Raw genomic sequence first — 26,010 nt, forward strand, 5'->3', positions numbered from 1 at the left:
TAAGGTGCGCCTCGGCTTTGTGTCAAGCGCATGATCGAGAAAATACCACAGGCTTTTTCAGGCCGCGATAGGGCTTGCCAGCAACGCCTTCAGCGAAGCCTCCGCCGCCGGTTCGCGCTCGGAGCGTTCGATAAAACCACCGCCGTAGACGCGTGCGTCGTCGCCGGGCGCCGAATAGAGCGCGCAGGCTTGGCCCGGTGCAACACCGGCTTCGCCGACTGCGAGGTCGACATAAATCCCACTCGCATCGGCATGCAACACCGCGGGCGTCGGTGCGCGCGTGGAGCGGACCTTGGCGAAACACGCAAAGCCTTCACCCGAGGCAGCCGCGGCGAGCGGCTCGTCGCCCAGCCAGTTGACATCGCGCAAGTAGACGCGATGAGTCTCCAGTGCTTCCTTCGGGCCGACAATGACCCGGCGGGAGCGAGCATCAAGGTAGACCACGTAGAGCGGCTCGCCGGTGGCAATGCCGATGCCGCGGCGCTGGCCGATGGTGTAGTGCAGGATGCCGTCATGCTGGCCGAGAACGCGGCCGTCGAGATGGACGATCTCACCTGCGAGCGCCGCGTTCGGCTTCAGCTTGTTGATGATGTCGGAATACTTGCCCTGCGGCACGAAACAGATGTCCTGGCTGTCCGCCTTCTTGGCGACCACAAGACCCATGTCCTCGGCAAGCTTTCGGGTTTCGGCCTTCGGCAGGCCGCCGAGCGGAAAGCGCAGATAGTCGATCTGCTCCTGCGTCGTCGCGAAAAGGAAGTAGCTCTGGTCGCGATCGGAATCGGCCGGACGATAGAGCGCGCGACGACCGGGGTCGCCAGGCGCCGGATTGGGCCGCGAGCGAATGTAGTGGCCGGTCGCAAGTGCATCGGCGCCGAGCTCCTTGGCCGTTGCCAGCAGATCCGCGAACTTGACCGTCTGATTGCACGAGACACAGGGGATCGGCGTCTCGCCGGCGACATAGCTTTCCATGAATGGATTGATCACCGTGTCGCGGAAGCGCTTCTCATAGTCCAGTACATAGTGAGGAATGCCGAGCGTCTCACAAACCCGACGGGCATCGTCGATATCTTGGCCGGCACAGCAGGAGCCTGCGCGATGAACTGCGGCGCCGTGATCGTAAAGCTGCAGCGTAATGCCGAGCACGTCATAGCCCTGGCGCTTGAGAATGCCTGCCACCACGGAACTATCGACGCCGCCGGACATGGCGACGACAACGCGGGTATCTTCCGGCTTCTTTTCAAAATCCAGTGTGTTCACGGGTGACTGCCAATTCTAAGCTTGTTGTGATCCACCCATAAGATGCGGCGGATTTCATGCGTCCGCGCGGGATCGGCCGCCGGACTTTCGTTGGCGAGGATATAGAAAGGATTGGGTTCCGGCGCAAGAGGATGCAAGTTTCATCAGTGAAGTGTCGCTTGGCACATGCCTTGTGCTGCCGCTGTTACAGCGCCGCCCCGAGTAGCTTCCAAAGCATTCCGGCCACGGCACAAGCGATCAATGTGGGGATCACCGACAGTCTGAACCGGAAGATGGCAACGGCAGCCGCGATGCTGAGAACGAGCGACGGCAGAGCCAGCGATGACCAGACGGGTACCTCAATCCATACGAGGCCAAGCCGATGGATGCGCGTCTCGGTAAACAGGAAATGCAAGCCGAACCAGATTGCGAGGTTCAGGATGACGCCGACCACAGCAGCGGTAATGGCCGACATCGCGCTTGCGAGCGCTGCATTTCCCCTAAGCTTCTCGATGAACGGCGCACCCAGAAAGATCCACAGGAAGCACGGCACGAAGGTCACCCAGGTCGTGAGGATTGCGGCCAGCGTCGCGGCCACCATCGGATCGAGACCGCCTGGATCGCGGTGAGCTCCCATGAAGCCGACGAACTGGAGGACCATAATCAGGGGGCCGGGCGTCGTCTCGGCCATGCCGAGCCCATCCAGCATCTCCGTTGGGCGCAGCCAGCCATAATGCTGAACCGCCTCCTGCGCGACATAGGCAAGCACGGCGTACGCGCCCCCAAAGGTCACCACGGCCATCTTGCTGAAAAAGACGCCGATCTGCGTAAACACATCATCGCCGCCTCGGAGCACGTAAAGCAGCAAGAGCGGTCCGAGCCACAACGCCAGCATGACGGCCGAAATCTTCAACGACCATAGCAGGTTCGGCCGCGCGTGGAGCGGCGTTTCCTTTCCGAGCGCGGAATCGACGTCGGCCAGCACGCGACCGGCAGCGGCCTTATGGCCATTGCCTGTCTGGAAGGGCTTCGAGCCGGTTGCCGAACCCAAAAAGCCGATGATCGCCGCCGCCAGGATGATCAACGGGAACGAGATATGCAGAATATAGATCCCCACGAACGCCGCGGCCGCGATGGCGACCATCGCCGGATTTTTCAGCGCTCTACCACCGATCCGGATGACGGCTTGCAAAACGACCGCAAGAACAGCCGCCTTGAGACCGAAGAACATGCCTTCGATGGCGTCGACGTTTCCAAACAGCACGTAGACGTAGCTGAGGGCAAGGATGGACAGGAAACCAGGCAAAACGAAAAGGATGCCGGCGACAAGCCCGCCTGCCGTCCTGTGCATGAGCCAGCCGATATAGATGGCGAGCTGTTGCGCTTCTGGTCCCGGCAACAGCATGCAGTAGTTCAGGGCATGCAGAAAACGATGCTCGCCGATCCACTTCTTTTCGTCGACGACGATCCTGTGCATGACGGCGATCTGCCCGGCCGGGCCGCCGAAGCTCAGCGCCGCCACCCGCAACCAGACGCGGAAGGCTTCGCCGAAGGAGACACCGTGACCCGTCCCGCCCGTCATGTTGTCGGCGGGTGTATCCGTGACAAGGTTGGCCATCTCAGCTTCCCTTCTTCGCCGAGGGCCAATTGTGCGTCTCGTCGGTCGCGTCCCGGCACCATCGATAGAAGGCATCGTATAGGGTCATGCCTGCTTCCAATTGCTCAAGGTCGTCGGCAAACATCCGCGAAAGCCCGAGTGAAGCCGCCAGCAATCCGGCCGCTTCAGGCGCAAGATCGAGTCTTGCGGTATCGGCCGCCCGGACAACCGTCGCAAGCCTGAGGAGCGCGTCGGATTGAATGGCAAATTCCTCCACCATGATGTCGAAGGAGCAGCGATCGCCGCGATGGCTCCAGAAGACACCCTCGATATCGAAGGGTGTCGCCCCGAAACGGTCGGCGACCATCAAGACCTCCGCGGTCGGAACAAACAGAAAGACGGCCGACGGATCGACGAAGCGACGGATCAGCCAGGGGCATGCGATACGGTCGATCTTCGGGCGCGCGCGCGTGACCCAAACGGTTCGTCCCTTGGCATCACGAGACGGCAACTTCTCCGAGGGCACAGCAAGGCCGCTCGTCTTGATCCATGCTTCGAACCCGCCTTCCAGCGTTTCGGCCTGCACGCCCATGAAGCGAAGATGCGCGGCAACGCCGTGGCTGAGCTTGGCGCCATGGTGGCAGATGATCACCGCTGGACTCTGGATTTCATGGCCCCATTGGTCCACCTCCCTGAACGGCCTGCGGATTGACCCGGGAATGAGACGAGGATCGGCAGAAAAATCCTCATCGTTGCGCACATCGATCAACACCGGCGCACCGGGCGTGCCAATGAGGCGGTTGAGTTTGTCGGCTGAGATTTCGGTGAATGACGGCATCGCGCGTCCCTCCGTGTTAGCGGCTTCGTTGGACGCGACTCTTCGGCTGGCGCCTCGTGGGGTGATCGCGACCCCATGAGGCGTATGATCCATGGTGGATCCGGGTGTGTCAAACACTTTCCAACCGCGCGTTGCTTGCGAAGATCCGAGATGCAGCGACGTTGCGAACACGGATTTCACGCTGGAAAGGGCCCTTCAGAGGCCGTAGGAGCAGGGAGCGAGGCGTCTGCGTGACGCGCGCGCCTCCTGAACAGAACCTAGTCGAACTTCTCCGTGGTATCGGCCTTGCCCTTGACCCAGTACCCGGAAGCCTTGATCCAGTGCAACGGATAGCCCCGCTCCGTAACAAGATAGGCGCGGATTGCGCGGGTAACCGACGCCTCGGCTGCGACCCAGACGAAAGTTTCCGGCCGAATATCGACTCCCCGCAATATGCTCAGAAGCGGTCCGGCATCCGTCGCATCCGAAGGCGATCGTTCCGCCCAATGCATATGTAGATCCGCCTTGGTTTCGAAGATCTGCCTCTCCGCCTGCCCTGCCACCGCCGCGATCGCGGTGATCACCATGCCGACATCGCTTTCCTCGATCCGGCGTCCCATGGCAGGCAGCGCGGTTTCGTCGCCGATCAGCAGCCACCGGGTCACGGTTGAGGACACCACCGCTGAGCCTCGCGGCCCGCCGATCGCAAGCGTATCGCCCACGGATGCCTCAATCGCCCACTGGGTCACCGGGCCGGCTTCATGCAAGGCAAAGTCGATCGTCAACGTGCGGGCATCGTTGTCGTACCGCCGTGGCGTATAGTCGCGACGGGCCTCGCCCTCGAGCGCAGGCACAAAGACTTTCACGTGATCATCCGGCGCTAGGCTGATGAAGTCCGCAAGGTCGTCGCCCGTCAGGACGATGCGGCGCATGCCCGGCGTGATGTCCGTGACTTCGGCGACCGTCAGGGAGCGGCGACGTAGTTCATGACGAACCCGTTCGATCTGTGGAGCCGGCAGGCTGTAAGTTGAGTTCTGATTGCTATCCATCGTGTCCTTCAGAGGCTCTTCACCTCGATCCGCAGGACACAGTCGCGCAGATCGAAGCCGCAGAGCCGTTCGATCATACGCGTTAAGTGACGTTAACGCTTACGCGGCCGAGCGACGCCCGACCGTTGACGCGCCGGATGTAACCGACATCTCAGGGCCGTGCAACAACGCTTGGCGGTAAATGGCGATTGTTGCCAAAGTTTAACTTTCATGCCGGCGACTACCGAGCAAATCTTGTCAGCAGGGCCGCGCATGTGGGTGTCTCAACGCGGGCACCCCTCGAGGAGTCGAAGATGGACAGCAAGATTCAAGACGTGCTTGATACCTACCATGTCATGATCCGCGAGGAGCAGAACAGCCCTCGCCAGCTTGTGCCCGGCGGCCGCGACGGAGGGCAGGACATGCGTTTGCGCGCGGTCGGTCGGGAAACCGGGCAACTTATCAACATTCTCGCCAAGAGCCTCGAAAAGCCGGTCATTCTCGAGCTTGGCACTTCCTTCGGCTATTCCGGCATCTGGCTGGCGGAAGCGGCGCGGGCGGCAGGCGGCAGGCTGATCACCATGGAGTTGCACGAGTATAAGTCGGCACATGCCAAAGAGATGGCGACAAAGGCTAGGCTCGCGGACTGGATCGATTTCCGGATCGGTGACGCGGTCGAAATGATCGGTGACCTCACCGATGGCATCGACTTTGTCCTCGTGGATCTCTGGAAGGACTTGTATCTGCCTTGCCTCGAGGCCTTCTATCCCAAGCTCAATCCCGGCGCGATTGTCGTTGCGGACAACATGCTCCGTCCCGGCGACGAGAACGTCAGGCAATACGGCAAGGCGATCCGGGCCAGGCCCGGCATTACCAGCGTGCTTTTGCCGGTCGGCAGCGGAATCGAGGTGAGTCGCTTCGACCGATGAACTCAAGCCTTACCGAGTGAGGCCCGACGGAGCCCCGTCAGCCAAACTAGGATCTACAAATAGTGTGCCGTCCACGGCCCCGAAGCAGGTTCTGACGGCAACGACAATCCAGATCGCCGCGAGCACGATCACAAGAACGGCACCGAGCATCGCGAGCGCCGGAAAATGGACCGCCGCCGCAAGACGCAGCGTTGCAACCGCGTAGACACCGATCGGAAAGGTGTATCCCCACCAGCCGAGGTTGAATGGCAGGCCATTCGCCACGTAGCGGGCAGTTATGGCCAGCGCCATGCCCAACCACCACAACCCATAGGCCCAAAGCAAGATCGCGCCGAGGAATGCGGCACCCGACATTGCGCCGGCAAAGAGGCCGAGACCATTGGCGGCGAGCACCGCGTTCCCGTTCAGCGCAAAAAGGATCAGTCCGAGCGCCCCGGTCCCTATCGGGCCGAGCGACAGGAAAGCGGTCGACGCCATGCTGGCCGGAGGCAAGTTGTGAAGCACCATCCGCAGGAAGAGGATGCTGAGCAGCCCAAGCGCCAGCGGCACGGAAGCGGCCCAGAGCACGTAACTCGCAAACAGCACCGTCATCTGGTTACCCGCGCCGGGAATGTGAGGAAGCAGCAACCCGCCGCTTGCCGCGGTGACTTCGCAGGCAACCACCGGCAACAGCCACACCGCACTCATCTCTTCGAGCACATGCGTCTGCCGGGTGACCATCGCGAACGGAATCGCAAGACCGGAAAGCACCGCAAGCGCCGCATCGAACCACCACAGGCCAACCGCCACCGAGATGGCGGCTTGGCCAAACCACGCTGCGCCAAAGATCACCGTTCCATTTATGATGGTCGCCAGCCCCATCGGGACGCACCCAAAAAACATCGACACGACAGGGTGGGCGAACACACGCAGGGCATCCCGCGGGTACAGGATCCATTTGCTTGCATATAGAGCCGAAAGGCTGGCGAACAGCACGATGTTCGCCAGCCACAACACTTCCCCGAAGATCGACAATGCCGGCGCATTCGGGAACTGCGCGAGACAGATGGCAAAAATGCCCGTACCCATCGTTGCCGCGAACCAGTTCGGCGTAAAATGCAGGATGCGCCAGTGTCCTTCGGACGGCGTGGGTCGAATGCCTGGAACGGAAAATGCGGTCATGGCTGTATCCTTCGTTATCGCTCTTGGATACGCCGCTAAATCAATCGACTCCAACGAATTATAATTGTAATTTTGTTCGACAAAATCGAATGATTAATTTAGGATCGGTATTCCTTTGACCCTTGAACAGCTTCGAATCTTCGTTGCAGTCGCCGCGCGAGAGCACATCACTCAGGCGGCTGCCGACCTCAACATGACGCAATCGGCCGTCAGCGCAGCAATCACCGCGCTCGAAAGCAGGCATCGCGTTGCGCTGTTTGACCGTGTCGGTCGCTCGATCGTGCTGAACCAAGCTGGGCGGATGTTCCTCAAGGAAGCGCACGCGGTCCTCGCGAGCGCACGCGCCGCCGAAGCGGCCTTGATGGATCTTTCCGGCCTGATGCACGGCGAACTATCGATCATGGCGAGCCAGACTGTCGCCGGCTACTGGCTTGCACCGCGTCTCGCGGAATATCGCAGGCATCATTCCGGCATCGCGTTGAACGTCAAGATCGGCAATACGGAGGAAGTGACGGATGCTGTAGCGGAAGGGCGAGCAGAAATCGGCCTCATCGAATGGCCACAGCATCGCCGGGGCCTGTCGATGAGAAAGATTGCCACCGACGAGATGATTGTCGTCGTAGCGCCCGGGCACGCCTGGGCCGACGGAAAACCGCGAACCATCAGAGATTTCACCCAAACCGCGTGGATCCTGCGCGAGACAGGTTCCGGAACCCGACGCGCTTTCGAGAGCCTTCTCCAAACAGCCGGACTGACGGTCGCGAAGCTGGATGTTCCCATGTCTCTGCCGGGCAACGAGACGGTGATTGGCACTGTCGAGGCCGGACTGGGTGCAACGCTGATATCACGAAGCATCGCCACCCCGTTTCTCCGGGCCGGAACTCTTAAGGAAGCGAACATTCCTCCCTTGCCCCGGCCGTTCTTTCTGCTCCGCCATCAGGAGCGCTACCGCAGCAAGGCGGCGGACGCGTTTGACGCTATGGCGTCAGCAGCCGATGCCGGCGACCAGAGGTAAATACGCTGCCGTCAATCAAAACTTCGTCTCAGCCTGCAGCATCGGGCGGCGGCCCAGTAGGAGCCATGCACCTTCAGCGGTACCTTCTGCGACTGCTCTTCGGTTTTGATCCTAAAAGCAGGGATCGGTCGGGCGTGCACAGAAAATCTAAATACGATCAAAATTATAAATCGCAGAAGCTATAGGCGAAACGCCTGCGTATTGTGCAAGGCTGAAAGATTCAGGCTCCCTGGAGCCTTCCGATTTCATTCCACCGCGAGTGATGAGCATGACTGCACTGACCGTGATCGGCCAGCACCTCGATGACGCGGCACTGATCGACGCGCCCGTGCCCGCAGCCTTCAACCATCAGCTCAAGCTCAGCCTTCAACGCCATCAAGCTCCGGATCCTCTGCTCGACTTCGATTAGGCGAGCCTTGGCGATCGCATCTGCGGACGCGCAGGACTGGTGCGGATCGTCCTGCAGGGTGAGGAGAGTGCGGATCGCCTCCACCTCGAACCCAAGCTCGCGGGCGTGACGGATGAAGGCAAGCCTGCGCAGATCGGCCGGCTCGTAGGAGCGTTGATTGCCCTCGCTACGATTTGGCTCCGCAAGGAGGCCGATGCTCTCATAGTAGCGGATTGTCGGTACCTTGACGCCGCTTTTCCGGGACGCTTCCCCGATCGTGATCTTTTTCATGATTTTCCTCTTGCACCTCTAGTCGCTAGAGGATGTAGGAAAGATGCTTCGAACTGACAAGGAAGCGGATCATGGGCGAAACGGTCGAGAAGCGATACAGGGTCGGCGGCATGGATTGCGCCAGTTGCGCAGCCAAGATCGACACGGCCGTCCGACGTATGCCCGGCGTCGAAGACGTTTCGGTTTCGGTGACCGCCGGAACGATGACCGTACGCCACGACGGCAGCAGCGACCTTGTCGCCATCGAAAAGAAAGTCACGAGCCTAGGCTATAGCGTCTCGCAAGCGGCCGGCAGGTTGCCGGCGGATACGGAGCAGGCAGGCCGTTCCCACCATGACCATGACCATGACCATGGTGACCACGATCACGCCGGGCACAACCATCAGGCTCACGATCATGCGGCGGAGCAGGCGCCGGATGCACTGGAAGGGCTCCACGGCCACGACGCGCCGATGGTTGGTCCCTGGTGGCAAAGCAGGAAAGGTCGCCTGACCATATTCTCCGGTGTGGCGCTCGTGGTCGCCTACGTCATCGGCCACCTTGTGCCTTCCATTGCGCCTTATGCATTCGTCGTTGCGATGCTCGTCGGGCTTGTTCCGATCGCTCGTCGCGCAGTCACGGCTGCCTTGTCGGGCACACCGTTTTCGATCGAAATGTTGATGACCATCGCGGCAGTCGGCGCGGTGATCATTCATGCCGGCGAGGAAGCCGCAACCGTGGTTTTCCTGTTTCTGGTTGGCGAACTGCTGGAAGGCGTCGCCGCAGGCAAGGCACGGGCAAGCATCCAGTCCCTGACGACTTTGGTTCCCAAACGAGCCTTTATCGAGGAAGGTGGCACGACCCGGGAAGTGCCGGCCGAAAGCCTCGCCGTCGGCGCGATTATTCTGGTTCGACCTGGTGACCGCATCGCGGCGGACGGCACCATCCTGTCTGGCGAGAGTGCAATCGACGAAGCGCCGGTCACAGGCGAAAGCACACCGGTACGCAAAGGTGAAGGTGAAACGGTTTTTGCCGGCACGGTCAACGGTGATGCGGCACTTCGGGTCAAGGTGACCGCAGCGGCCGCCGACAACACAATCGCGCGTGTCGTCCGACTGGTGGAGGAGGCACAGGAGTCGAAGGCTCCGACCGAACGCTTTATCGATCGTTTCTCGCGCTACTACACGCCGGGTGTGGTCGTCGTTGCTGCTCTGGTTGCCATCATGCCGCCGCTTCTTATGGGAGCTGCTTGGGACGAATGGATCTACAAGGGTCTCGCCATACTGCTGATCGGCTGCCCCTGCGCCCTTGTGATTTCGACCCCGGCCGCGATTGCCGCCTCGCTTTCTTCGGGAGCGCGCCGCGGCTTGCTGCTGAAGGGCGGCGCAGTGCTCGAGACGCTCGGCAAAGTCACCGCCGTCGCCCTCGACAAGACAGGCACGCTAACCGAAGGCAAGCCGCAGGTGACCGATGTAATCGCCTTCGCAAGGGATGAGGCGGATGTCCTGAGGTATGCTGCCGCCCTTGAGACAGGCTCGAGCCATCCGCTGGCGCTGGCGATCCTGGCACGGGCAACAGCTGTGGGTATCCCGGTACCCGCAGTGAACGGCGCCAAGGCCCTGGGAGGGAAAGGCATCGCCGGGACAGTCGAGGGTCAGCCTGTGTTCTTCGGATCTCCGAAAGCTGCCGGCGAGCAAGTTCCGCTCTCATCCGATCAGACCGCGCGTATCACGGCACTCAATGACGATGGGAAAACAGTTTCGGTGCTGATCGTCGGCGACACGCTGGCAGGAGCGATCGCCATGCGCGACGAGCCGCGCGACGACGCCAAGTCCGGTCTTGAAGCGCTGACTGTAGCGGGTATCAAGACTGTCATGCTCACGGGCGATAATCACCGCGCTGCCGAGGCCATCGGCAAAGAACTCGGCATCCAAGTCCGAGCCGAACTGATGCCGGAGGACAAGCAGCGCATCGTGAACGAGCTGAAGCGCGGCGGCTTGATCGTTGCCAAGGTCGGCGACGGCATCAATGACGCCCCTGCCCTTGCGACCGCCGATGTCGGCATCGCCATGGGCGGCGGTACCGATGTGGCGCTGGAAACGGCCGACGCCGCCATCCTTCATGGACGTGTCAGCGATGTGGCGGCAATGATCGAACTCTCGAAGCGCACCATGCGCAATATCGTCCAAAACATCAGCATCGCGCTGGGCCTGAAGGCGGTGTTCCTTGTGACGACCATCGCTGGCATCACCGGCCTGTGGCCCGCGATCCTGGCCGATACCGGTGCGACGGTGCTCGTCACAATCAACGCACTGAGGCTCCTGAAGCCGGCGAAGTAGACCGCGCGGCGAACGGCAATAACGGAGACGTCGGTCGCCCGCGCTACTGCTTCTCCCCCAGATATTGAAACAGCGTCCGCTTCCAACGCTGATCGTGAACTGCCTGAAGGACGGCGACATCGATCGCCTTGCGATAGGGCCGTCCAAGGGGCATCGCGAGCCCGTAGCTCTGAGGTTCGAAATCGACATCCAGCACTTGAACCGTGCTGGAGAAGCGTTGTTCGACGGTCCAGGCAAGCAACGGTTTGTCGTACACGAAAGCATCGATCGATCCTGCTTCCAGCGCCTTGAGCCCGTCGGCCACCTGAGGAAACGTCCGATGTTTGATGCGTTCGCCGTCCAGGAAACCGATGGTCGCCGAGTTGGCAAGCGTCCCGACGCGCACGCCCGGCAGATCCTCGACGCCGTTGACCAGCCCGCGCATCTGCCTTGTCGTCAACGCGGAGGTGACGCTGGCCGTAAAGACCGCGATCGTGATGATCGAGACCACCATCCAAATAATCGCGAGCGCCCTGCCCGCGATTGTGATCGGCCCGCGGTGACCGGTGCTTGCCTGGGTCATGGCCTCCGCCGACCACCAGATGCTTGCTCCCAAACCACGTCCAAGCGGCCCGCCGAAGTCGTCGTTATGACGCCGCTCGAACAGCCACACCAACGCGCCGACAAGCAGAGAGATGCCGATCAACGCTCCTGCCGCCTGCAGGAAGCCCGCCGAAATCATTGTCCGGATGATCTCGCGCCATACTGATACGCTATTGACCGAAACAGCTATTCCCAGCCCTGTATCGTAGAAAGGCTGACTGAAATCGACGATCCGCTCGCGATCGGCGGTGATGGTGATCGCCGCCACGGAAACATCGTAGTCGCCTCGCGATGTCGCTTCGAGGAGTTTCTGGACGTTGGGTTCCTCGGTGAGGCGAAACTTCAGTCCGAGCTTCTCGGCAACTTCCCGCCAGAGGTCAATGGAAATACCTGTCCAATTTCCGTCGGCATCCTTCATCGCAAAGGGTGGCGCCTCCTTGGTGCCGATCACCAGCTCTCGCTGTGGAAACTCTTGTCTGTCGGACGGCTGCGGCATTTGGGCGTGAGCGTTTTCGCTCCCCATCGCTGCTAAAAGCATCACGGCGACGAATGCCCAGTGCCCCCGGTGAAATGCGGCATGCAGGCGTGCATGTACGTGGCGCGCGAAGAGGGCCGCAAAGGGAATTGCCATCATGCTCGTTCGCACCCGGCCTCCAACATCGAAAGGTTCTCTGCAACGGCTCTCAAGCCGGTCGCGGCCTCGCCCTCGAGATCCAAATCCACGCGAAGAGGCGATCTTAGCGAGACACGAGCAGGCGTAAATTGGAAGTACGTTACTGTAAAATTGACTGCAATGGGACCGGCAAGCCCATGAGCATTCGCGGATTCGAGCGCGTCATCCTGGCGGCTCACATAACCTTCACGGAGATTTGCGCGTATCGGAACATTTTACCCGTCTGGGAGTTAACGTTTAGAGGAGGACTAACATGACGAATGACTTCAACAAGCCGAACCCGGTGAACACATCGGCATCGAAGAGCAGGACGATCTGGATTGTGCTCGCAGCGATCGTTGTCATCGTTGCCTTGGCGGCTACATATTGGCCGAGATCACAGAGTTCTTCGACAGCGACAGCACCAGCGCCGACGGCGTCCGAGCCAGCTTCGCCGCCTGCGTCGACTGCACCAGCATCACCGCCTGCAGCAAACCCGCCCGCGAGCGCTCCGGCGACCCCTGCCGCTCCAGCCGCTCCGGCCCCCGCTGCTCCGGCTCCGGCCACGCCGCAGTAACGGCAAGCCCGCTTGGTCTGGCGGGCAGATGCTTCGTAGGCGTAGAAGGCCGGCAGCGTCTCTCAGTTCGCGCCGGCCCTGAGGATACGATGCGTGCTTTGATCCAGCGCACTACTCGCCTCCCGGCCGTCCTTGGCAAGACCATTCGCCGTATTTGCGCAGGATGACAGGCTCACAAGAGATGAGAGCGCAAGGACGATAATCACGGCTGACTTTGTCATGGACGCACCCGAATAGGTGAAAGGAACGATAGTCGCTCGCGACAGTGATTATCAACGCGAGTGATCAACAGGCAAAACGAGAAAACCCGGCGCAGGTTCCCGCGCCGGGTTTTCTCATTGCCTTGGGAGCAAAACTCAGTCGACTGCGAAAACCAGCGGCTTTGCCTGACGGATCGCCGGATTTGCCGTCAGCTTGGCAAGGACCTCGTCGCCGATCGGACCGTCGACATAAAGCAGCGCGATCGCATCGCCGCCCTGCTTGTCGCGGCCGAGCTGGAAGTTCGCGATATTGACGCCGGCAGCGCCAAGCGTGGTGCCGATGAAGCCGATCATGCCGGGAACGTCGGTGTTCGTGAGGTAGACCATGTGCGAACCGACATCGGCATCGAGATTGATGCCCTTGATCTGGATAAAGCGGGGCTTGCCGTCCGAGAAGACCGTGCCGGCGATCGATCGGGTCATCGTGTCGGTCTTGACGGTGAGCTTGATGTAGCCGTCGAAGACGCCGGTCTTGTCGCGCTTGACCTCGGAGAGGACGATGCCCTTTTCCTTGATCATAACAGGAGCCGAGACCATGTTGACATCGGCGACCTGCGGCCGGATCAGGCCGGCAAGCAGCGCGCTCGTCAACGCCCGCGTATTCATGCCAGCCGTCGCACCGTCAAAGAGGATCTCGATTTCCTTGATCGGCTCTTCCGTCACCTGGCCGACGAAGGCACCGAGAACATCGGCGAGCCGGATGAACGGCTTGAGGATCGGTGCTTCCTCAGCAGTGATCGAGGGCATGTTGATGGCGTTGGAAACGGCACCCTTCACCAGATAGTCCGACATCTGCTCGGCAACCTGCAGGGCCACGTTCTCCTGGGCTTCCGTCGTCGACGCGCCGAGATGCGGAGTGCAAACCACGTTCGGCAGGCCGAACAGCGGGCTTTCTTTGGCGGGCTCGACTTCGAAAACGTCGAAACCGGCTCCGGCGACGTGACCGGACTTGATGGCCTCGGCAAGTGCTGCCTCATCGACCAGGCCGCCACGGGCGCAGTTGATGATGCGAACGCCGGGCTTGGTCTTTGCGAGGTTTTCCTTGCCGAGAATGCCGCGCGTCTTGTCGGTCATCGGTACGTGCAAGGTGATGAAGTCGGCCTTGGCGAGCAGCTCGTCCAGCTCGACCTTGGTGACGCCCATCTCCTGGGCGCGCTCGGCCGAGAGGAAGGGGTCGTAGGCGAGAACATGCATGCCGAGGCCGATGGCCTTCTTGCAGACGATGCCGCCGATATTGCCGGCGCCGATGACGCCGAGCGTCTTGCCGGTGATTTCGACGCCCATGAACTTCGACTTTTCCCACTTGCCGGCCTGCGTCGAGCTGTCTGCCTGCGGCAGCTGGCGGGCAACGGCGAACATCAGAGCGATGGCGTGTTCGGCCGTGGTGATCGAGTTGCCGAACGGCGTGTTCATGACGATGATACCGCGCTTGGAAGCGGCCGGGATATCGACATTGTCGACGCCGATGCCGGCGCGGCCGATGACCTTGAGGTTGGTCGCGGCGGCGATCAGCTTTTCCGTTGCCTTGGTGGCGGAGCGGATAGCGAGGCCGTCGTAGTTGCCGATGATTTCGGCAAGCTTGTCCTTGTCCTTGCCGAGCTGCGGCTGGAAATCGACTTCGACGCCGCGATCACGGAAGATCTGGACGGCAGTTTCCGACAGTTCGTCGGATACGAGAACGCGAGGTGCCATTGGGGGCTTCCTTCAAAAGGTTCAACGATGGAATGTAATCGGGATTGCGAGGCTCCGCCCGTTCGGCGGAGCCGGATGCGATCAACTCAGGCGGCAGCCTGGGAAAGCGTCGCCTTCTGCGTTTCGAACGCCCAGGAAAGCCACGGCATCAGCTTCTGCATGTCTGCAGTTTCGATCGTGGCGCCGGCCCAGATGCGCAGGCCAGACGGAGCGTCACGGTAATGGCCGATGTCGTAGGCGACACCTTCCTTGTCGAGCAGGCTGACGATGCCCTTGGCGAAGTTCGCCTGGCCGTCGGCGTCGAGTGCCAGAACGTCCTTATCGGTAATCTTCAGGCAGACCGAGGTGTTGGAAGCCGTCTCGGCCTTGACGGCCAGGTTGGCGATCCAGTCATTGGCGGCGACGAAGTCGGCGATGACCTTGGCATTGGCGTCGGCGCGGGCCATCAGGCCCTTCAGGCCGCCAACATCCTTCGACCAGAGCAGTGCGTCGATATAGTCCTCGACGCAGAGCATCGACGGCGTGTTGATGGTTTCGCCGGTGAATATGCCCTCGATCAGCTTGCCGCCCGAGGTCATGCGGAAGATTTTCGGCAGCGGCCAGGCCGGTGCGTAAGTCGTCAGACGCTCGACAGCGCGCGGCGACAGGATGATGACGCCATGAGCGCCCTCGCCGCCGAGAACCTTCTGCCAGGAGAAGGTGACAACGTCGAGCTTGGCAAAATCGAGGTTCTGCGCAAAAGCAGCCGAGGTGGCATCGCAGATCGTCAGGCCCTTGCGGTCGGCCGGGATGAAGTCGCCGTTCGGAACGCGAACGCCCGAGGTGGTGCCGTTCCAGGTGAAGACGACGTCGCGGTCGAAATCGATGGTCGAAAGGTCCGGCAGCTCGCCGTAACCGGCTTCGATCTTGCGGACGTCTTTCAGCTTCAGCTGCTTGACGACATCGGTGACCCAGCCGGCGCCGAAGCTTTCCCAGGCGACCATGTCGACGCCGCGCTCGCCGAGCAGCGACCAGAGCGCCATTTCGACGGCGCCGGTGTCGGAAGCGGGCACGATGCCGATGCGGTAATCGGCAGGCACTTCGAGAATTTCACGGGTAAGGTCGATGGCCTGCTTGAGCTTCATCTTTCCGATCTTCGCGCGGTGCGAACGGCCAAGCGGCGCGTCGGAAAGGGCTTCGAGCGACCAACCGGGACGCTTCGAGCAAGGGCCAGAAGAAAAATGAGTGTTGTTCGGACGGACGTCCGGCTTTGCGGTGGCAGCGGCCATATGTATACCCTTCCAGGTAATTAGCCTCTCGTTGGGGAGAGGTGTCCCGCCGCCGTGGATATAGATCGCGCCTGACATAGTCAACGGGCAAGCGTCGCAACTGGAGGATTTTTTGGTCTACACGCGTCATTGCGTCGCGGACTACCAGCCGGCGATACGCAAGCCGATACGAATCTCGTGCCGCGTCAATCCGTCGTCGCGGCCGCTGGTCCCGGAGGGGCCGGCAAACATGCTGCCGCCGGCGATATCGGAGAAGCGATAGCCCAAATCGACCTTGATGTTGTTGGTGATTTCATAACTGAGGCCCGCCATCAGTGCATAAGTGAAGCGCCAGTTGTTTTCGCCATTGAAATCTTGGGGCGGAAACGTGACCCCAGAGCAGGCCGAACCACCATCGACGCACTCGGGTTGCGAACGTACGCTGCCCCATCTGACGTTGGTTACCCCTATGCCGGCGCCGACATACGGGGTGAAGCCGGCAACGGTCGCAAGGTCCGCATAGCCGTTGGTCATGACGCCATAGGCCCGAAGATCGGCGCGCACACCGGAGGTGCAGCCGGTCCCGGCAGGCGCGGATGCGGCACAAGGCAGATCAGTGTTGGCCGTGCCGGTAAAATCGCTTTTGAAGAAATCCCCCGTCAGGTCGGCGCGCCAGATGTCGGTGAATTGATAGCCAATCCCCGCACCGCCAGAAACGGGCTTCGAGAAGCGTGCCGAATCGAACTCGTGGATAGCCCCATCATCGAAGCGGTAGTCCGGCGTTTCGTTGCCGGTCCATGGAGCATAACCAAGATCACCGCGGAGATACCAGCCGGTCGTGGACGAGTCGCCCGGAATGCTTATCTCCGGTGCCTCAGCAATAGGGGGCTCCTCCGCCATCGCCCGCCCACCAAGCAGGACAAGGCTTGCCGCAGTGGCGAGGATCGTGATGGACGATTTCATTGCAATTCCCGACCGGGCAAAGCGGTGCCCGCATGACTGACCATGCGGTATTATTCCAGCGAGTTGCTAACGCGCGGTTAACCATATTTGTTAACTTCGATTGAGGTTCAAACCACGAAAAAGGCCGCCGTGACGGCGGCCTTGAAGTCGAAAGCTCCTCCAACGATGAACGAATTGGCTATTGCAGCGAGTAGCGCAGGCCGAGTTTGAAGTCGTGCGAGGTAATGTTGTTGAAGTGCATCGGGCCGGTGTTAACGGTGTCATCATAGGAGCGGAGCCGGCCGCTTTTTGCGTCACCAAGGTCAACATAGCTATAGCCGAAATCGACGGTCAGGCGGTCGGTCACTTGATAGCCGATCCCGGCATGCAGCGCCCATGCAAAGTTCCAAGTGGAGTCGCTGTCCCCGTATGCAACTCCGAGCGTAGGGACATTAACATCGCGGAAACGAGAGATCGTATTGCGTGACGCACCGATACCGGCGCCCACATACGGCGTGATGCCCTCCCAGGTGCCGATATCGACATAGGCGTTGGCCATCAACAGCCATTCCGACTTGGCACCGTCGTAGTCATTCGTGGCATCCCAGACAGCCGTGCCCGTTGCATCGGTGTGTCCATAACGATCAAGCGCAGAGAAATCAGTCTTGCCGCGATACTGGACGATCGCATCGCCACGAAGCCACTGGTTGAATTGATAGCCAACACCAAGTCCACCGAGCGGCCCGCTGTCAAAGCTGCCGTCATCGACAAATTCGCGAAAATCCACGTCGTCAAACAGCTCGTGCTGCATGCTGCCAAGACGCTGATTGGTCATGCCTATATCGCCGCGCAAGTACCATCCGCCAAAGACGGGAACTGGTGGCGGCGCCGGGTCGACATAGAGATCGGCAGCGAGAGCTGGGACACCTCCCATCAGCGCCGCAGCCGCGGCAATCAAAAATCTCTTCATAGTATTCTCCAGGAACAATCAATACCCAGCACGCGCCACTAGACCGCGTCTGACCTTTATTCAGCCTGGACTCTTACAAATCAGAGTTAATGTCCGATTAAATTTACAAGATATTTATCATGATGTTACGGGAACGGACGCGCGCCAGCTGGGAAGCTGGCGGCACCCGACAAAAAGCGTGCATGTCGACTTCAGGCTGCGGAGCGCACGTTCGAAATCGTGCCGATCAATTCGTTGACGATCCGCTCGATCTGCGAGCGGTCATCGCCCTCGGCCATGACGCGGATTAGCGGTTCCGTACCGGACGGGCGGATGACCAGGCGGCCATTCTTTGCGAGCTCGGCCTCCGCATCGGCAATCGCCTTCTGCACCTGAATATCCTCGAGCGGCTTGCCGCCGGAGATACGGACGTTGCGGAGGAGCTGCGGCACGGGGTCAAAGCGACGGCATACTTCGCTGACGGTCCTGCCGGTCCGTTTGACCGCAGCAAGGATCTGCAGCGCAGCCACCAAACCGTCGCCCGTCGTGCCATAGTCCGACAACACGATGTGTCCGGACTGTTCACCGCCGACATTGTAGTTGTGCTGGCGCATGTGCTCGACAACGTAGCGGTCACCGACCATCGTACGCACGAGACCAAGTCCCTTGTCGTCGAGGAAGCGCTCGAGCCCGAGATTGGACATCACGGTCGCGACAATGCCGCCGCCGCGAAGCTGCTGGCTCTCGGCGTAGCTTTCGGCGATCACAGCCATCAGCTGGTCGCCATCGACAACCGCACCGTTCTCGTCGACGATGATGACGCGGTCGGCGTCGCCGTCGAGCGCAATGCCGATATCGGCGCGCACTTCATCGACCTTCTTCTGCAGCGCGACCGGGCTGGTAGAACCGCAATTGAGATTGATGTTCGTGCCGTTCGGCTCGTTGCCAATGGTCACAACGTCGGCACCGAGTTCCCAGAGGACAGCTGGAGCCACCTTGTAGGCAGCGCCGTTTGCGCAGTCGATCGCGATCCTCAATCCCTGCAACGTCACGTCGCGCGGCAGCGTGCGCTTAGCGTGCTCGATGTAGCGGTCGTGAACGCCGTCAACGCGCTTGGCGCGGCCGATGTCATCCGACTTCGCAAGCTGCGAGGACAGATCCTTCTCAAGCAAATCCTCAATCTGCGACTCCAGATCGTCGGACAATTTGTAGCCATCCGGCCCAAAGAGCTTGATGCCGTTGTCCTCGTAGGGATTATGCGAGGCGGAGATCATGACACCGATATCAGCACGCAAGGACCGCGTCAGCATAGCTACGGCCGGTGTCGGTATAGGACCGAGAACGAACGCATCGACGCCTGCAGCGGTGAAGCCGGCCACCATTGCGTTTTCGAGCATGTAGCCCGAAAGGCGGGTGTCCTTGCCTATGACGACGCGATGACGGTGGTTGCCTCTCCGGAAGATCGTTCCAACTGCGATACCAACTCGCATCGCAAGATCCGGTGTCATCGGGAACACGTTGGATTGACCGCGAATGCCATCCGTACCGAAATAGCGTCTTTTCATATGCACCCCTGTGCCTTGGCGCGCCTACAGGCTGCGCATTACCACTTGCAAAAAATGAGCCGCCACAGGCGGAATTATCGCTACAAGAGCCCCAAATGAGGCCTCGCTATGTCACCGGCATGACATAAATCGCGGTGTCCATCACGTAAATTAGCAAGAAAACCCATTACATCGCGTTACCGACGCGAAAGGCCGGCGTCCTAACGGACCCGGCCTTTCGGTCATTCTGCAAGAGAAATCAATGCGGCTGCGGCTCCAGGCCACCCTCCGGCTCGTCACCCTTTGTCGCTGGGCGCGTGCCGGTCTTCGGCACGGCCGAACCGCGGCTGGGCGGCGCGTCATCGCCGAGATCGCGCGACGGCTTCTCGCCGCGAATCAACGCTTTGATCTCTTCGCCCGTCAGCGTTTCGTACTCGAGCAGCCCCTCGGCGATCGCCACGAACTCCTCGTGGTGGTCGGTGAGAATGCGGCGCGCTTCCGAATAGGCGTCGTCGATCAGGCGACGGACTTCGGTGTCGATCGTCTGAGCGGTGGCCTCGGAAACATTCTTCGACTGCGAAACCGAGTGACCAAGGAACACTTCCTGCTGGTTTTCACCGTAGGAGACCTGGCCAAGCGCATCCGAAAAGCCCCACTGCGTGACCATTGCACGCGCAAGCTTGGTGGCCTGCTCGATATCGGACGATGCGCCGGAGGTGATGTTTTCCTTGCCGAATGTCAGCTCTTCTGCAACGCGACCACCCATCATGATGACGAGGCGCGACACCATCCACTTGTAGCTCATGGAGTAGCGGTCGCCTTCAGGCAACTGCATCACCATGCCCAGCGCACGGCCGCGCGGAATGATGGTTGCCTTGTGCAGGGGATCCGCAACGGGAACCTTCAACGCGGTGATGGCATGACCGGCTTCGTGATAGGCCGTCAGCTTCTTCTCCGCCTCGGTCATCGCCGAAGAGCGGCGCTCGGCGCCCATCATGATCTTGTCCTTGGCGTCTTCGAACTCCTGCATGGTGACGACGCGCTTGTTGCGGCGTGCAGCCATCAGGGCAGCTTCGTTGACGAGGTTCATCAGGTCAGCACCGGAGAAGCCAGGCGTACCGCGAGCCAGGACCTTGAGATCGACGTTCGGTGCCAGCGGCACATTGCGGGCGTGGACCTTCAGGATGCGCTCGCGGCCGACGATATCGGGGTTCGGAACGACGACCTGGCGGTCGAAACGGCCCGGACGCAGCAGTGCCGGATCGAGAACGTCGGGACGGTTGGTCGCAGCGATCAGGATGATGCCCTCGTTGGCTTCAAAGCCGTCCATCTCGACCAGCAACTGGTTCAGCGTCTGCTCGCGTTCATCGTTACCGCCGCCGAGACCGGCGCCACGATGGCGGCCGACGGCGTCGATTTCGTCGATGAAGATGATGCAAGGCGCGTTCTTCTTGGCCTGCTCGAACATGTCGCGCACACGGGATGCGCCGACACCGACGAACATTTCAACGAAGTCGGAACCCGAGATCGTGAAGAACGGCACGTTCGCTTCGCCGGCGACAGAACGGGCGAGCAGCGTCTTACCGGTGCCAGGAGGGCCGACCAGCAACACGCCGCGCGGAATCTTGCCGCCGAGGCGCTGGAACTTCTGCGGATCGCGCAGGAATTCAACAATTTCCTCGAGGTCCTGCTTGGCTTCGTCAACGCCGGCGACGTCATCGAAGGTCACGCGGCCGTGCGCTTCAGTCAGAAGTTTAGCCTTGGACTTGCCAAAGCCCATCGCGCCGCGCGAACCCCCTTGCATCTGCCGCATGAAGAACAGCCAGACGCCCAGGATCAGCAGCATCGGCAGCAACGTGCCGATATAGCTCAAGAAGCCCGACGAACCGTCGGTTTCCGGGCGCGCCGAAACCAGGACGTTCTTCTGCTGCAGGCGATCGAGCAGGTTGTCATCAACGACAGGGGTATAAGTCTGGAAGGTGGTGCCATTTTCAACATAGCTGCCAGACACGCGGTTGCCCGTGACGACGACTTCCTTGACGCGGCCCGCATCCACTTCACGCAAGAATTGCGAATAAGGGATTTCGCGGGAGCTGGTCTGCGCCGGCGACGTCTGGAACATGCTGAACAGAGCAATCAGCAGCAGAGCTATGATTGCCCACAAGGCGAAATTACGTAAGTTAGGGTTCATCGAACTCCCCAGCACTGGAACAGCCGCCTCATGGCGACCGTCTTATTTGGCCTCTAACATAGGATTGCCTCAGGTGAATGCCAAGGCAAACTGGACTGTTAGATAGATTTTCCGTCAATAAGACCTAAAGGCGGTTTTGGATAGGGGCGTGTACCAAAGGCAGCCGCAAGGCTATCTGCGAAGATGAAATCAAATCGTGTCAAAAAACGGTCGAAGGGCGAAAAATAGGGGGTGATCCTTACTTTCTCGCCAACACTGGCAAGTGGATCTTCTCCTGCGAAATCAACGATGCGTGGTGCCGCCGTCAAGGCTCGCCGAACAACATCCCTGGGCAGTCGACCGCTGACGGGCCCGTGTTGACCTGCAAGAATAGTGATGTCGTCCGGAGATCCGTTTTCAACGAGGAACCGGCTGTCCCAGAGACCGCGCGCACCCGGCGTCAACGTCAACGGCAAAATGCCGCGGCTTTCGCGGACAAGAAAGAGCCCGTCGCGCCGAAGATCGAAGACCACCCTGCCCGCGGTCATCCGGCCCGGCTTCCCACTTTCAACGAGACCGAGCACATCATCCGTCTGTTTTCGCCCGAGCGGGAATGCCTGTCCGCCGAACACTGCCGCAAGGCGTGGAACGGCATAACAAAGCGTCTCTCGATCGGCGAGCCCGGCCGGCATCACCTGACCTATCCAAGGAGAATGCAGGGCAAAATACCTATGCAACCATCGGCCCGCCGAAGTGGCGAGCGCCGCGCGCACAATTGCCCCGTCCGCACCAGACGCGACCTCCGCTTCCCCCGCCAGCCGCAAGCGCACCCGAACGCGCTCATACTTCGGATCGTCGTTGCTCGGGTCATCGATCCAGGCAACCTGTCGCGCACGGAGAAAGTCGCGAATAGCTTGCCGTCTGCAGCCGAGCAGTGGCCGGGCTATCCAGAGGCTTCGATCGAAAAGGACGAGGTCCGCAATACCGGTGCTCGCTTGCTCAGAGCGCTCCTTGCGCATGGCAAGCGTCTCGCGCTGGTCGTCTGCCGTATGCCCGGTCACGACAATGTCGGCTTTCAGGCTTTTGGCGACATCGGCAAGCAGCTGGTAGCGAGCGTCGCGTGCTGCCGCCATGATGCCTGATTTGGGCTTCTCACCCTGCCACACCTTGACCAAGTGCGGGATACCAAGAGAGCTGCAGAAGGCTGCAACCTCGCGCGCCTCCTCGGCCGATTCTGCCCGCAAGGTATGGTCGACAGTTGCCGCACAAAGAGAGATTTTTGAATTGGGTATGGCCTTGAGGGCTTCAACAAGCGCCAGAAGCAGGCCGGTTGAATCGCTTCCACCTGAAATCGCGACAAGAATGCGCGTGGGTTTGGTCAGCGATGCAAGAAAACGGCGCGCTGCCGTCTCAGGTAGAAGGGGGCCGTCCGGGCACAAAACCGGAAGACCTTAGCAGGCGAGGCGTTTTTGCTCGCTGGCGACCTTGGTTATGACGGCACGCGAAGCCTTGGGGTAACGCTTCGGGACTTCCCGCAGCGTGGCGCATGCGGTTTCCGTATTGTCGAGCGCTGCGAGCGACATGCCGAGCTTCAGCAGCATTTCCGGCGCCTTTTCAGAGCTGCCGTACTTCTTGTGCGCATCCAGAAACCGCTTGGCGGCTTCGTTATACTTGCCCTGCGAGTAAAGCGCCTCGCCAAGCCAGAAATTCGCGTCGGCTGCCCGTGCGCTGCTTGGATATTGAGCGATATACTGGGTGAACTCCTGCTCTGCCGTCGAGTAGTCACCGGACAGAACATGGCCGTAGGCAGCCTTGTACTGATCGGCTTCGCTGCCGAGCGACGCAGTCTGCGACGAACGACCGGAATCGACACCCGGAACCGGGCCTGATCCAACCGTGGCATTCTCGTTGACCGAGCCGCCGACCGGATTGCCGTTCTTGTCGAACTCCATCGAGCCGAGCTGCTTCGGCGGCTGACCGAGACCCTCGTTTGTCGGAACATCGGTCGAGGGAGCCGTTTCGGCTCCCTGTGGTGCTTGGATCACGCGGGCGACATCATCGCCGCTCTGACCCTGAACCGGAGGAGGCACATCGGCCTCGCTCTTCTTCATCGTCTTGGTGCTACCGCCGGCACTGCTGCCACCGCCGCCTTTTTCCAGCTCCTGGAAGCGGAATTCGTTGTCTTCCTGCGCCTTGCGGATCGTTTCCTGCATCTGCAGCAGCTGGAAGCTCATCTCCTCGATGCGGCCGTTCAGCTGGCGCAGTTGCTCTTCAAGCTGCTGGACGCGAACTTCAGCTCCGCCGGCCTGCACGTTTACGACCGGTGCCTGAGCCTGCCGATCCGCGGCTTTGCCGCCGATCTGCCAACCCAAAATCGACGTCGCACTCGCCGATTGGCCCGCCCCGGCCACGGCCGCGAGGCACAGCATGCCCGCAACGACAAGTTTTTTCATATGGTTCGTCCTGTCCCAGTGATTCTTCGCACCCTTTGGCACGAACAGGAGATTTTTCCAATTGCTTTCAAAAAGCAACGGAAACTGGCCAAAGTGTGTTCAAAAAGAAAAGGCGGCCCGCAATGGAGCCGCCTTTCGAAATTGTAATATTTCCCGGCAATTACATGCCGGCGCCACCCAGAACGGTGACCGCGCGGCGGTTCTGCGACCAGCAGGAAATATCGTCGCAGACGGCGACCGGGCGTTCCTTGCCGTAGGAGATGGTCTTCATGCGCTGAGCCGGAACACCGCGCGAAGCAAGGTAATCCTTGGTAGCGGCTGCACGGCGAGCACCGAGGGCAAGGTTGTATTCGCGCGTGCCGCGTTCGTCGGCGTGACCTTCGACGGTGATGGCATACTTCGGATAGCGAGCGAGCCACTGAGCCTGACGGTCGAGCGTCTGGGCGGCGTCCGCGCGGATCGAGGTGGAATCGGTGTCGAAGAAGATGCGGTCGCCGACGTTGACGGTGAAGTCCTGAGCCGAACCCGGCGTTGCGGCGCCGGCGCCAAGGCCGAGATCACCGGCGCTGTTGGCCATGTTCTTCTTGTTGGCGCAACCGGCCAGAGCAAGACCGGCGACAAGCGCGATCATGACGGGGTTGCGGGCGAAATTCTGCATGCGGCTCATTGCCGGGGTGTGAATTCGGCTCATGGCCGGTCTCCTTGCGACTTGATTAAGGTTGCCGGACTGTAACCGTATTGGGTTAATCGGCATTCAAGAATTATGGTTAACAGATGGTTGATTTGTCCCTCAGTCGCCCCAATCAGGGATTTTTGCGGCGACAAAAAGGCACATCCACAGGCTTTTCTACTCGAGAAGCGGCGACCAGGCGGGGTCGGAAGCGTAGGTCGGGGTCTTGATGAGCTGCTCGTTATAGCCCGTCAGATCGATCGAGTAGAGCTGCGGACCGCCAGCACCGGCCGCCTGGCGGAAGAACATGATGACGCGGCCATTTGGTGCCCAGGTCGGGCCCTCGTTGTGGAAGCCCGTCGTCAGGATGCGCTCGCCCGAACCGTCCGGCTTCATCACGCCGATCGAGAACTTGCCACCCGACTGCTTGGTGAAGGCGATCAGATCGCCACGCGGAGACCAGACCGGCGTGGAGTAGTTGCCGTCGCCGAAGGAGATACGCGTCTGGCCGGAGCCGTCGGCATTCATGACGTAGATCTGCTGCTTGCCGCCGCGGTCGCTTTCGAACACGATCCGTCCGCCGTCCGGCGAATAGGAGGGCGAGGTATCGATGGCCGCCGTCGAGGTCAGGCGCGTCGTCGTGCGCGAACGCAGGTCCATCGTGTAGATGTTGGCGTTGCCTTCCTGCTGAAGGCTCATCACGACCTTCTGGCCATCCGGCGAGAAGCGCGGGGAGAAGGTCATGCCCGGGAAGTTGCCGACAACTTCGCGCTGTCCCGTCTCGAGCTGCAGCAGGTAGACCCGCGGCTGCTGGTTGGCGAAGGACATGTAGGTGACTTCCTGGCGGTTCGGCGAGAAGCGCGGCGTGAGAACGAGGTCGCTGCCGTTCGTCAGCATGCGGACGTTGAAGCCGTCCTGGTCCATGATGGCGAGCTGGCGCTTGCGCTCCTGCTTGGTGCCGGACTCCGAAACGAACACGACACGCGTATCGAAGTAGCCTTCCTCGCCGGTGATCTGCTTGTAGATCGCGTCGGCGATGATGTGAGCAACGCGGCGCCAGTTCTCCGGCTGCGTGTAGAACTGCTGCCCGGTCATCTGCGTGCCGGCAAACGTATCCCAGAGGCGGAACTCGGCGCGCAGACGTCCGTCGCTTTCCTGCGTCACGCGACCCGTCACGAGTGCCTGCGCATTGATGACCTTCCAGTCCTCGAAGCGCGGAGCGGCATCCGGATTGGAGATCTTCTCGATGAAGGCGTTCTTGTCGATCGGCTTGAAAAGGCCCGAGCGCTGAAGGTCGGCGGCAATCACCTGCGAAACCTGCGCACCCATGTCGCCCTGCAGGAAGTCGGTGATCGCGATCGGCAACGGCTCGACATTGCCCTTGTTGATGTTGATTTCGACAAGCGCGTTGGCCGGCGTGGCGACAACCGCAGTGGTTATCATGCCGACGGCGACCATCAAGGCGCGAATGAGGGAACACTTGGTCATGGAG

General features: G+C 60.8%; 21 protein-coding genes. 3 read left to right on the plus strand and 18 right to left on the minus strand.

Annotated elements, in window-relative coordinates:
* Window positions 1–57: 57 nt before the first annotated feature.
* The 4 genes from mnmA to FHT76_RS19165 form a co-directional block, all read right to left on the minus strand.
* Window positions 58–1,257: a tRNA 2-thiouridine(34) synthase MnmA gene (gene mnmA / locus FHT76_RS19150; protein ID WP_183755690.1), complete on the minus strand. Its 1,200-nt coding sequence runs from the start codon at window positions 1,255–1,257 to the stop codon at window positions 58–60.
* A gap of 184 nt (window positions 1,258–1,441) precedes the next feature.
* Window positions 1,442–2,854, minus strand: a complete 1,413-nt coding sequence (gene chrA / locus FHT76_RS19155) for a chromate efflux transporter (RefSeq protein ID WP_183862071.1) — start codon at window positions 2,852–2,854, stop codon at window positions 1,442–1,444.
* Between the two features lies 1 nt (window position 2,855).
* Window positions 2,856–3,671, minus strand: coding sequence for a sulfurtransferase/chromate resistance protein (locus tag FHT76_RS19160; RefSeq protein ID WP_183862073.1), 816 nt, complete (start codon window positions 3,669–3,671; stop codon window positions 2,856–2,858).
* Window positions 3,672–3,928: 257 nt separating this feature from the next.
* Complete coding sequence (locus FHT76_RS19165) at window positions 3,929–4,699, minus strand: siderophore-interacting protein (protein ID WP_183862075.1); 771 nt, start codon at window positions 4,697–4,699, stop codon at window positions 3,929–3,931.
* 293 nt (window positions 4,700–4,992) lie between these two features.
* Here FHT76_RS19165 and FHT76_RS19170 point away from each other — a divergent pair, with 293 nt between their 5' ends.
* Window positions 4,993–5,607 carry an O-methyltransferase gene (locus FHT76_RS19170; protein WP_183862077.1) on the plus strand — a complete coding sequence of 205 codons (615 nt, stop codon included), beginning with the start codon at window positions 4,993–4,995 and terminating at the stop codon, window positions 5,605–5,607.
* Between the two features lie 9 nt (window positions 5,608–5,616).
* On the opposite strand, the gene FHT76_RS19175 is transcribed toward FHT76_RS19170, so the two are convergent.
* A complete protein-coding gene (locus tag FHT76_RS19175; protein WP_183755694.1) occupies window positions 5,617–6,768 on the minus strand; it encodes a TDT family transporter in 1,152 nt (383 codons plus the stop codon).
* 115 nt (window positions 6,769–6,883) lie between these two features.
* On the opposite strand from FHT76_RS19175, the gene FHT76_RS19180 reads away from it, so the two are divergent.
* Window positions 6,884–7,783 (plus strand): LysR family transcriptional regulator, encoded by a 900-nt coding sequence (locus tag FHT76_RS19180; protein WP_183862080.1) that lies wholly within the window; start codon window positions 6,884–6,886, stop codon window positions 7,781–7,783.
* A gap of 220 nt (window positions 7,784–8,003) precedes the next feature.
* On the opposite strand, the gene FHT76_RS19185 is transcribed toward FHT76_RS19180, so the two are convergent.
* Window positions 8,004–8,462, minus strand: coding sequence for a helix-turn-helix domain-containing protein (locus FHT76_RS19185; RefSeq protein ID WP_183755696.1), 459 nt, complete (start codon window positions 8,460–8,462; stop codon window positions 8,004–8,006).
* Between the two features lie 71 nt (window positions 8,463–8,533).
* On the opposite strand from FHT76_RS19185, the gene FHT76_RS19190 reads away from it, so the two are divergent.
* Window positions 8,534–10,780 carry a heavy metal translocating P-type ATPase gene (locus tag FHT76_RS19190; RefSeq protein ID WP_183862082.1) on the plus strand — a complete coding sequence of 749 codons (2,247 nt, stop codon included), beginning with the start codon at window positions 8,534–8,536 and terminating at the stop codon, window positions 10,778–10,780.
* A 43-nt stretch (window positions 10,781–10,823) separates the two neighbouring features.
* On the opposite strand, the gene FHT76_RS19195 is transcribed toward FHT76_RS19190, so the two are convergent.
* The 12 genes from FHT76_RS19195 to tolB form a co-directional block, all read right to left on the minus strand.
* Complete coding sequence (locus FHT76_RS19195; RefSeq protein WP_183862084.1) at window positions 10,824–11,996, minus strand: transporter substrate-binding domain-containing protein; 1,173 nt, start codon at window positions 11,994–11,996, stop codon at window positions 10,824–10,826.
* A gap of 276 nt (window positions 11,997–12,272) precedes the next feature.
* Window positions 12,273–12,581, minus strand: coding sequence for a hypothetical protein (locus FHT76_RS19200; RefSeq protein WP_183862086.1), 309 nt, complete (start codon window positions 12,579–12,581; stop codon window positions 12,273–12,275).
* A 366-nt stretch (window positions 12,582–12,947) separates the two neighbouring features.
* Entirely contained in the window at window positions 12,948–14,543 is a 1,596-nt protein-coding gene (gene serA / locus FHT76_RS19210; protein WP_183862088.1) for a phosphoglycerate dehydrogenase, read from the minus strand.
* Window positions 14,544–14,629: 86 nt separating this feature from the next.
* Window positions 14,630–15,811 (minus strand): phosphoserine transaminase, encoded by a 1,182-nt coding sequence (locus FHT76_RS19215; protein WP_183862090.1) that lies wholly within the window; start codon window positions 15,809–15,811, stop codon window positions 14,630–14,632.
* Between the two features lie 141 nt (window positions 15,812–15,952).
* Window positions 15,953–16,753, minus strand: coding sequence for an outer membrane protein (locus FHT76_RS19220; RefSeq protein WP_259129053.1), 801 nt, complete (start codon window positions 16,751–16,753; stop codon window positions 15,953–15,955).
* Window positions 16,754–16,931: 178 nt separating this feature from the next.
* The gene (locus FHT76_RS19225; protein WP_183862094.1) at window positions 16,932–17,702 is read right to left on the minus strand and encodes an outer membrane protein; all 771 of its coding nucleotides are present in this window, start codon (window positions 17,700–17,702) and stop codon (window positions 16,932–16,934) included.
* Window positions 17,703–17,893: 191 nt separating this feature from the next.
* The gene (gene glmM, locus FHT76_RS19230) at window positions 17,894–19,246 is read right to left on the minus strand and encodes a phosphoglucosamine mutase (protein WP_114714619.1); all 1,353 of its coding nucleotides are present in this window, start codon (window positions 19,244–19,246) and stop codon (window positions 17,894–17,896) included.
* A 238-nt stretch (window positions 19,247–19,484) separates the two neighbouring features.
* Complete coding sequence (gene ftsH, locus FHT76_RS19235) at window positions 19,485–21,416, minus strand: ATP-dependent zinc metalloprotease FtsH (RefSeq protein WP_183862096.1); 1,932 nt, start codon at window positions 21,414–21,416, stop codon at window positions 19,485–19,487.
* Window positions 21,417–21,514: 98 nt separating this feature from the next.
* Window positions 21,515–22,834 carry a tRNA lysidine(34) synthetase TilS gene (gene tilS, locus FHT76_RS19240; RefSeq protein WP_183862098.1) on the minus strand — a complete coding sequence of 440 codons (1,320 nt, stop codon included), beginning with the start codon at window positions 22,832–22,834 and terminating at the stop codon, window positions 21,515–21,517.
* A 12-nt stretch (window positions 22,835–22,846) separates the two neighbouring features.
* Window positions 22,847–23,848 (minus strand): tol-pal system protein YbgF, encoded by a 1,002-nt coding sequence (gene ybgF / locus FHT76_RS19245; protein ID WP_183862100.1) that lies wholly within the window; start codon window positions 23,846–23,848, stop codon window positions 22,847–22,849.
* A gap of 160 nt (window positions 23,849–24,008) precedes the next feature.
* Window positions 24,009–24,539 (minus strand): peptidoglycan-associated lipoprotein Pal, encoded by a 531-nt coding sequence (pal, locus tag FHT76_RS19250; RefSeq protein ID WP_040675631.1) that lies wholly within the window; start codon window positions 24,537–24,539, stop codon window positions 24,009–24,011.
* Window positions 24,540–24,695: 156 nt separating this feature from the next.
* The gene (tolB, locus tag FHT76_RS19255; RefSeq protein ID WP_016557211.1) at window positions 24,696–26,006 is read right to left on the minus strand and encodes a Tol-Pal system beta propeller repeat protein TolB; all 1,311 of its coding nucleotides are present in this window, start codon (window positions 26,004–26,006) and stop codon (window positions 24,696–24,698) included.
* Between the last annotated feature and the right edge of the window lie 4 nt (window positions 26,007–26,010).

The organism is Rhizobium sp. BK176, from assembly GCF_024808055.1.

What these genes read in the sequence shown, in the direction of transcription:
- pal (WP_040675631.1), bottom strand. Translation starts at nt 24,539, where the DNA reads ATGAGCCGAATTCACACCCCGGCAATGAGCCGCATGCAGAATTTCGCC.
- ftsH (WP_183862096.1), bottom strand. Translation starts at nt 21,416, where the DNA reads ATGAACCCTAACTTACGTAATTTCGCCTTGTGGGCAATCATAGCTCTG.
- FHT76_RS19170 (WP_183862077.1), top strand. Translation starts at nt 4,993, where the DNA reads ATGGACAGCAAGATTCAAGACGTGCTTGATACCTACCATGTCATGATC.
- FHT76_RS19160 (WP_183862073.1), bottom strand. Translation starts at nt 3,671, where the DNA reads ATGCCGTCATTCACCGAAATCTCAGCCGACAAACTCAACCGCCTCATT.
- tolB (WP_016557211.1), bottom strand. Translation starts at nt 26,006, where the DNA reads ATGACCAAGTGTTCCCTCATTCGCGCCTTGATGGTCGCCGTCGGCATG.
- glmM (WP_114714619.1), bottom strand. Translation starts at nt 19,246, where the DNA reads ATGAAAAGACGCTATTTCGGTACGGATGGCATTCGCGGTCAATCCAAC.
- FHT76_RS19215 (WP_183862090.1), bottom strand. Translation starts at nt 15,811, where the DNA reads ATGGCCGCTGCCACCGCAAAGCCGGACGTCCGTCCGAACAACACTCAT.
- chrA (WP_183862071.1), bottom strand. Translation starts at nt 2,854, where the DNA reads ATGGCCAACCTTGTCACGGATACACCCGCCGACAACATGACGGGCGGG.
- FHT76_RS19165 (WP_183862075.1), bottom strand. Translation starts at nt 4,699, where the DNA reads ATGGATAGCAATCAGAACTCAACTTACAGCCTGCCGGCTCCACAGATC.
- serA (WP_183862088.1), bottom strand. Translation starts at nt 14,543, where the DNA reads ATGGCACCTCGCGTTCTCGTATCCGACGAACTGTCGGAAACTGCCGTC.
- FHT76_RS19190 (WP_183862082.1), top strand. Translation starts at nt 8,534, where the DNA reads ATGGGCGAAACGGTCGAGAAGCGATACAGGGTCGGCGGCATGGATTGC.
- ybgF (WP_183862100.1), bottom strand. Translation starts at nt 23,848, where the DNA reads ATGAAAAAACTTGTCGTTGCGGGCATGCTGTGCCTCGCGGCCGTGGCC.
- FHT76_RS19195 (WP_183862084.1), bottom strand. Translation starts at nt 11,996, where the DNA reads ATGATGGCAATTCCCTTTGCGGCCCTCTTCGCGCGCCACGTACATGCA.
- FHT76_RS19175 (WP_183755694.1), bottom strand. Translation starts at nt 6,768, where the DNA reads ATGACCGCATTTTCCGTTCCAGGCATTCGACCCACGCCGTCCGAAGGA.
- FHT76_RS19185 (WP_183755696.1), bottom strand. Translation starts at nt 8,462, where the DNA reads ATGAAAAAGATCACGATCGGGGAAGCGTCCCGGAAAAGCGGCGTCAAG.
- FHT76_RS19220 (WP_259129053.1), bottom strand. Translation starts at nt 16,753, where the DNA reads ATGAAATCGTCCATCACGATCCTCGCCACTGCGGCAAGCCTTGTCCTG.
- FHT76_RS19225 (WP_183862094.1), bottom strand. Translation starts at nt 17,702, where the DNA reads ATGAAGAGATTTTTGATTGCCGCGGCTGCGGCGCTGATGGGAGGTGTC.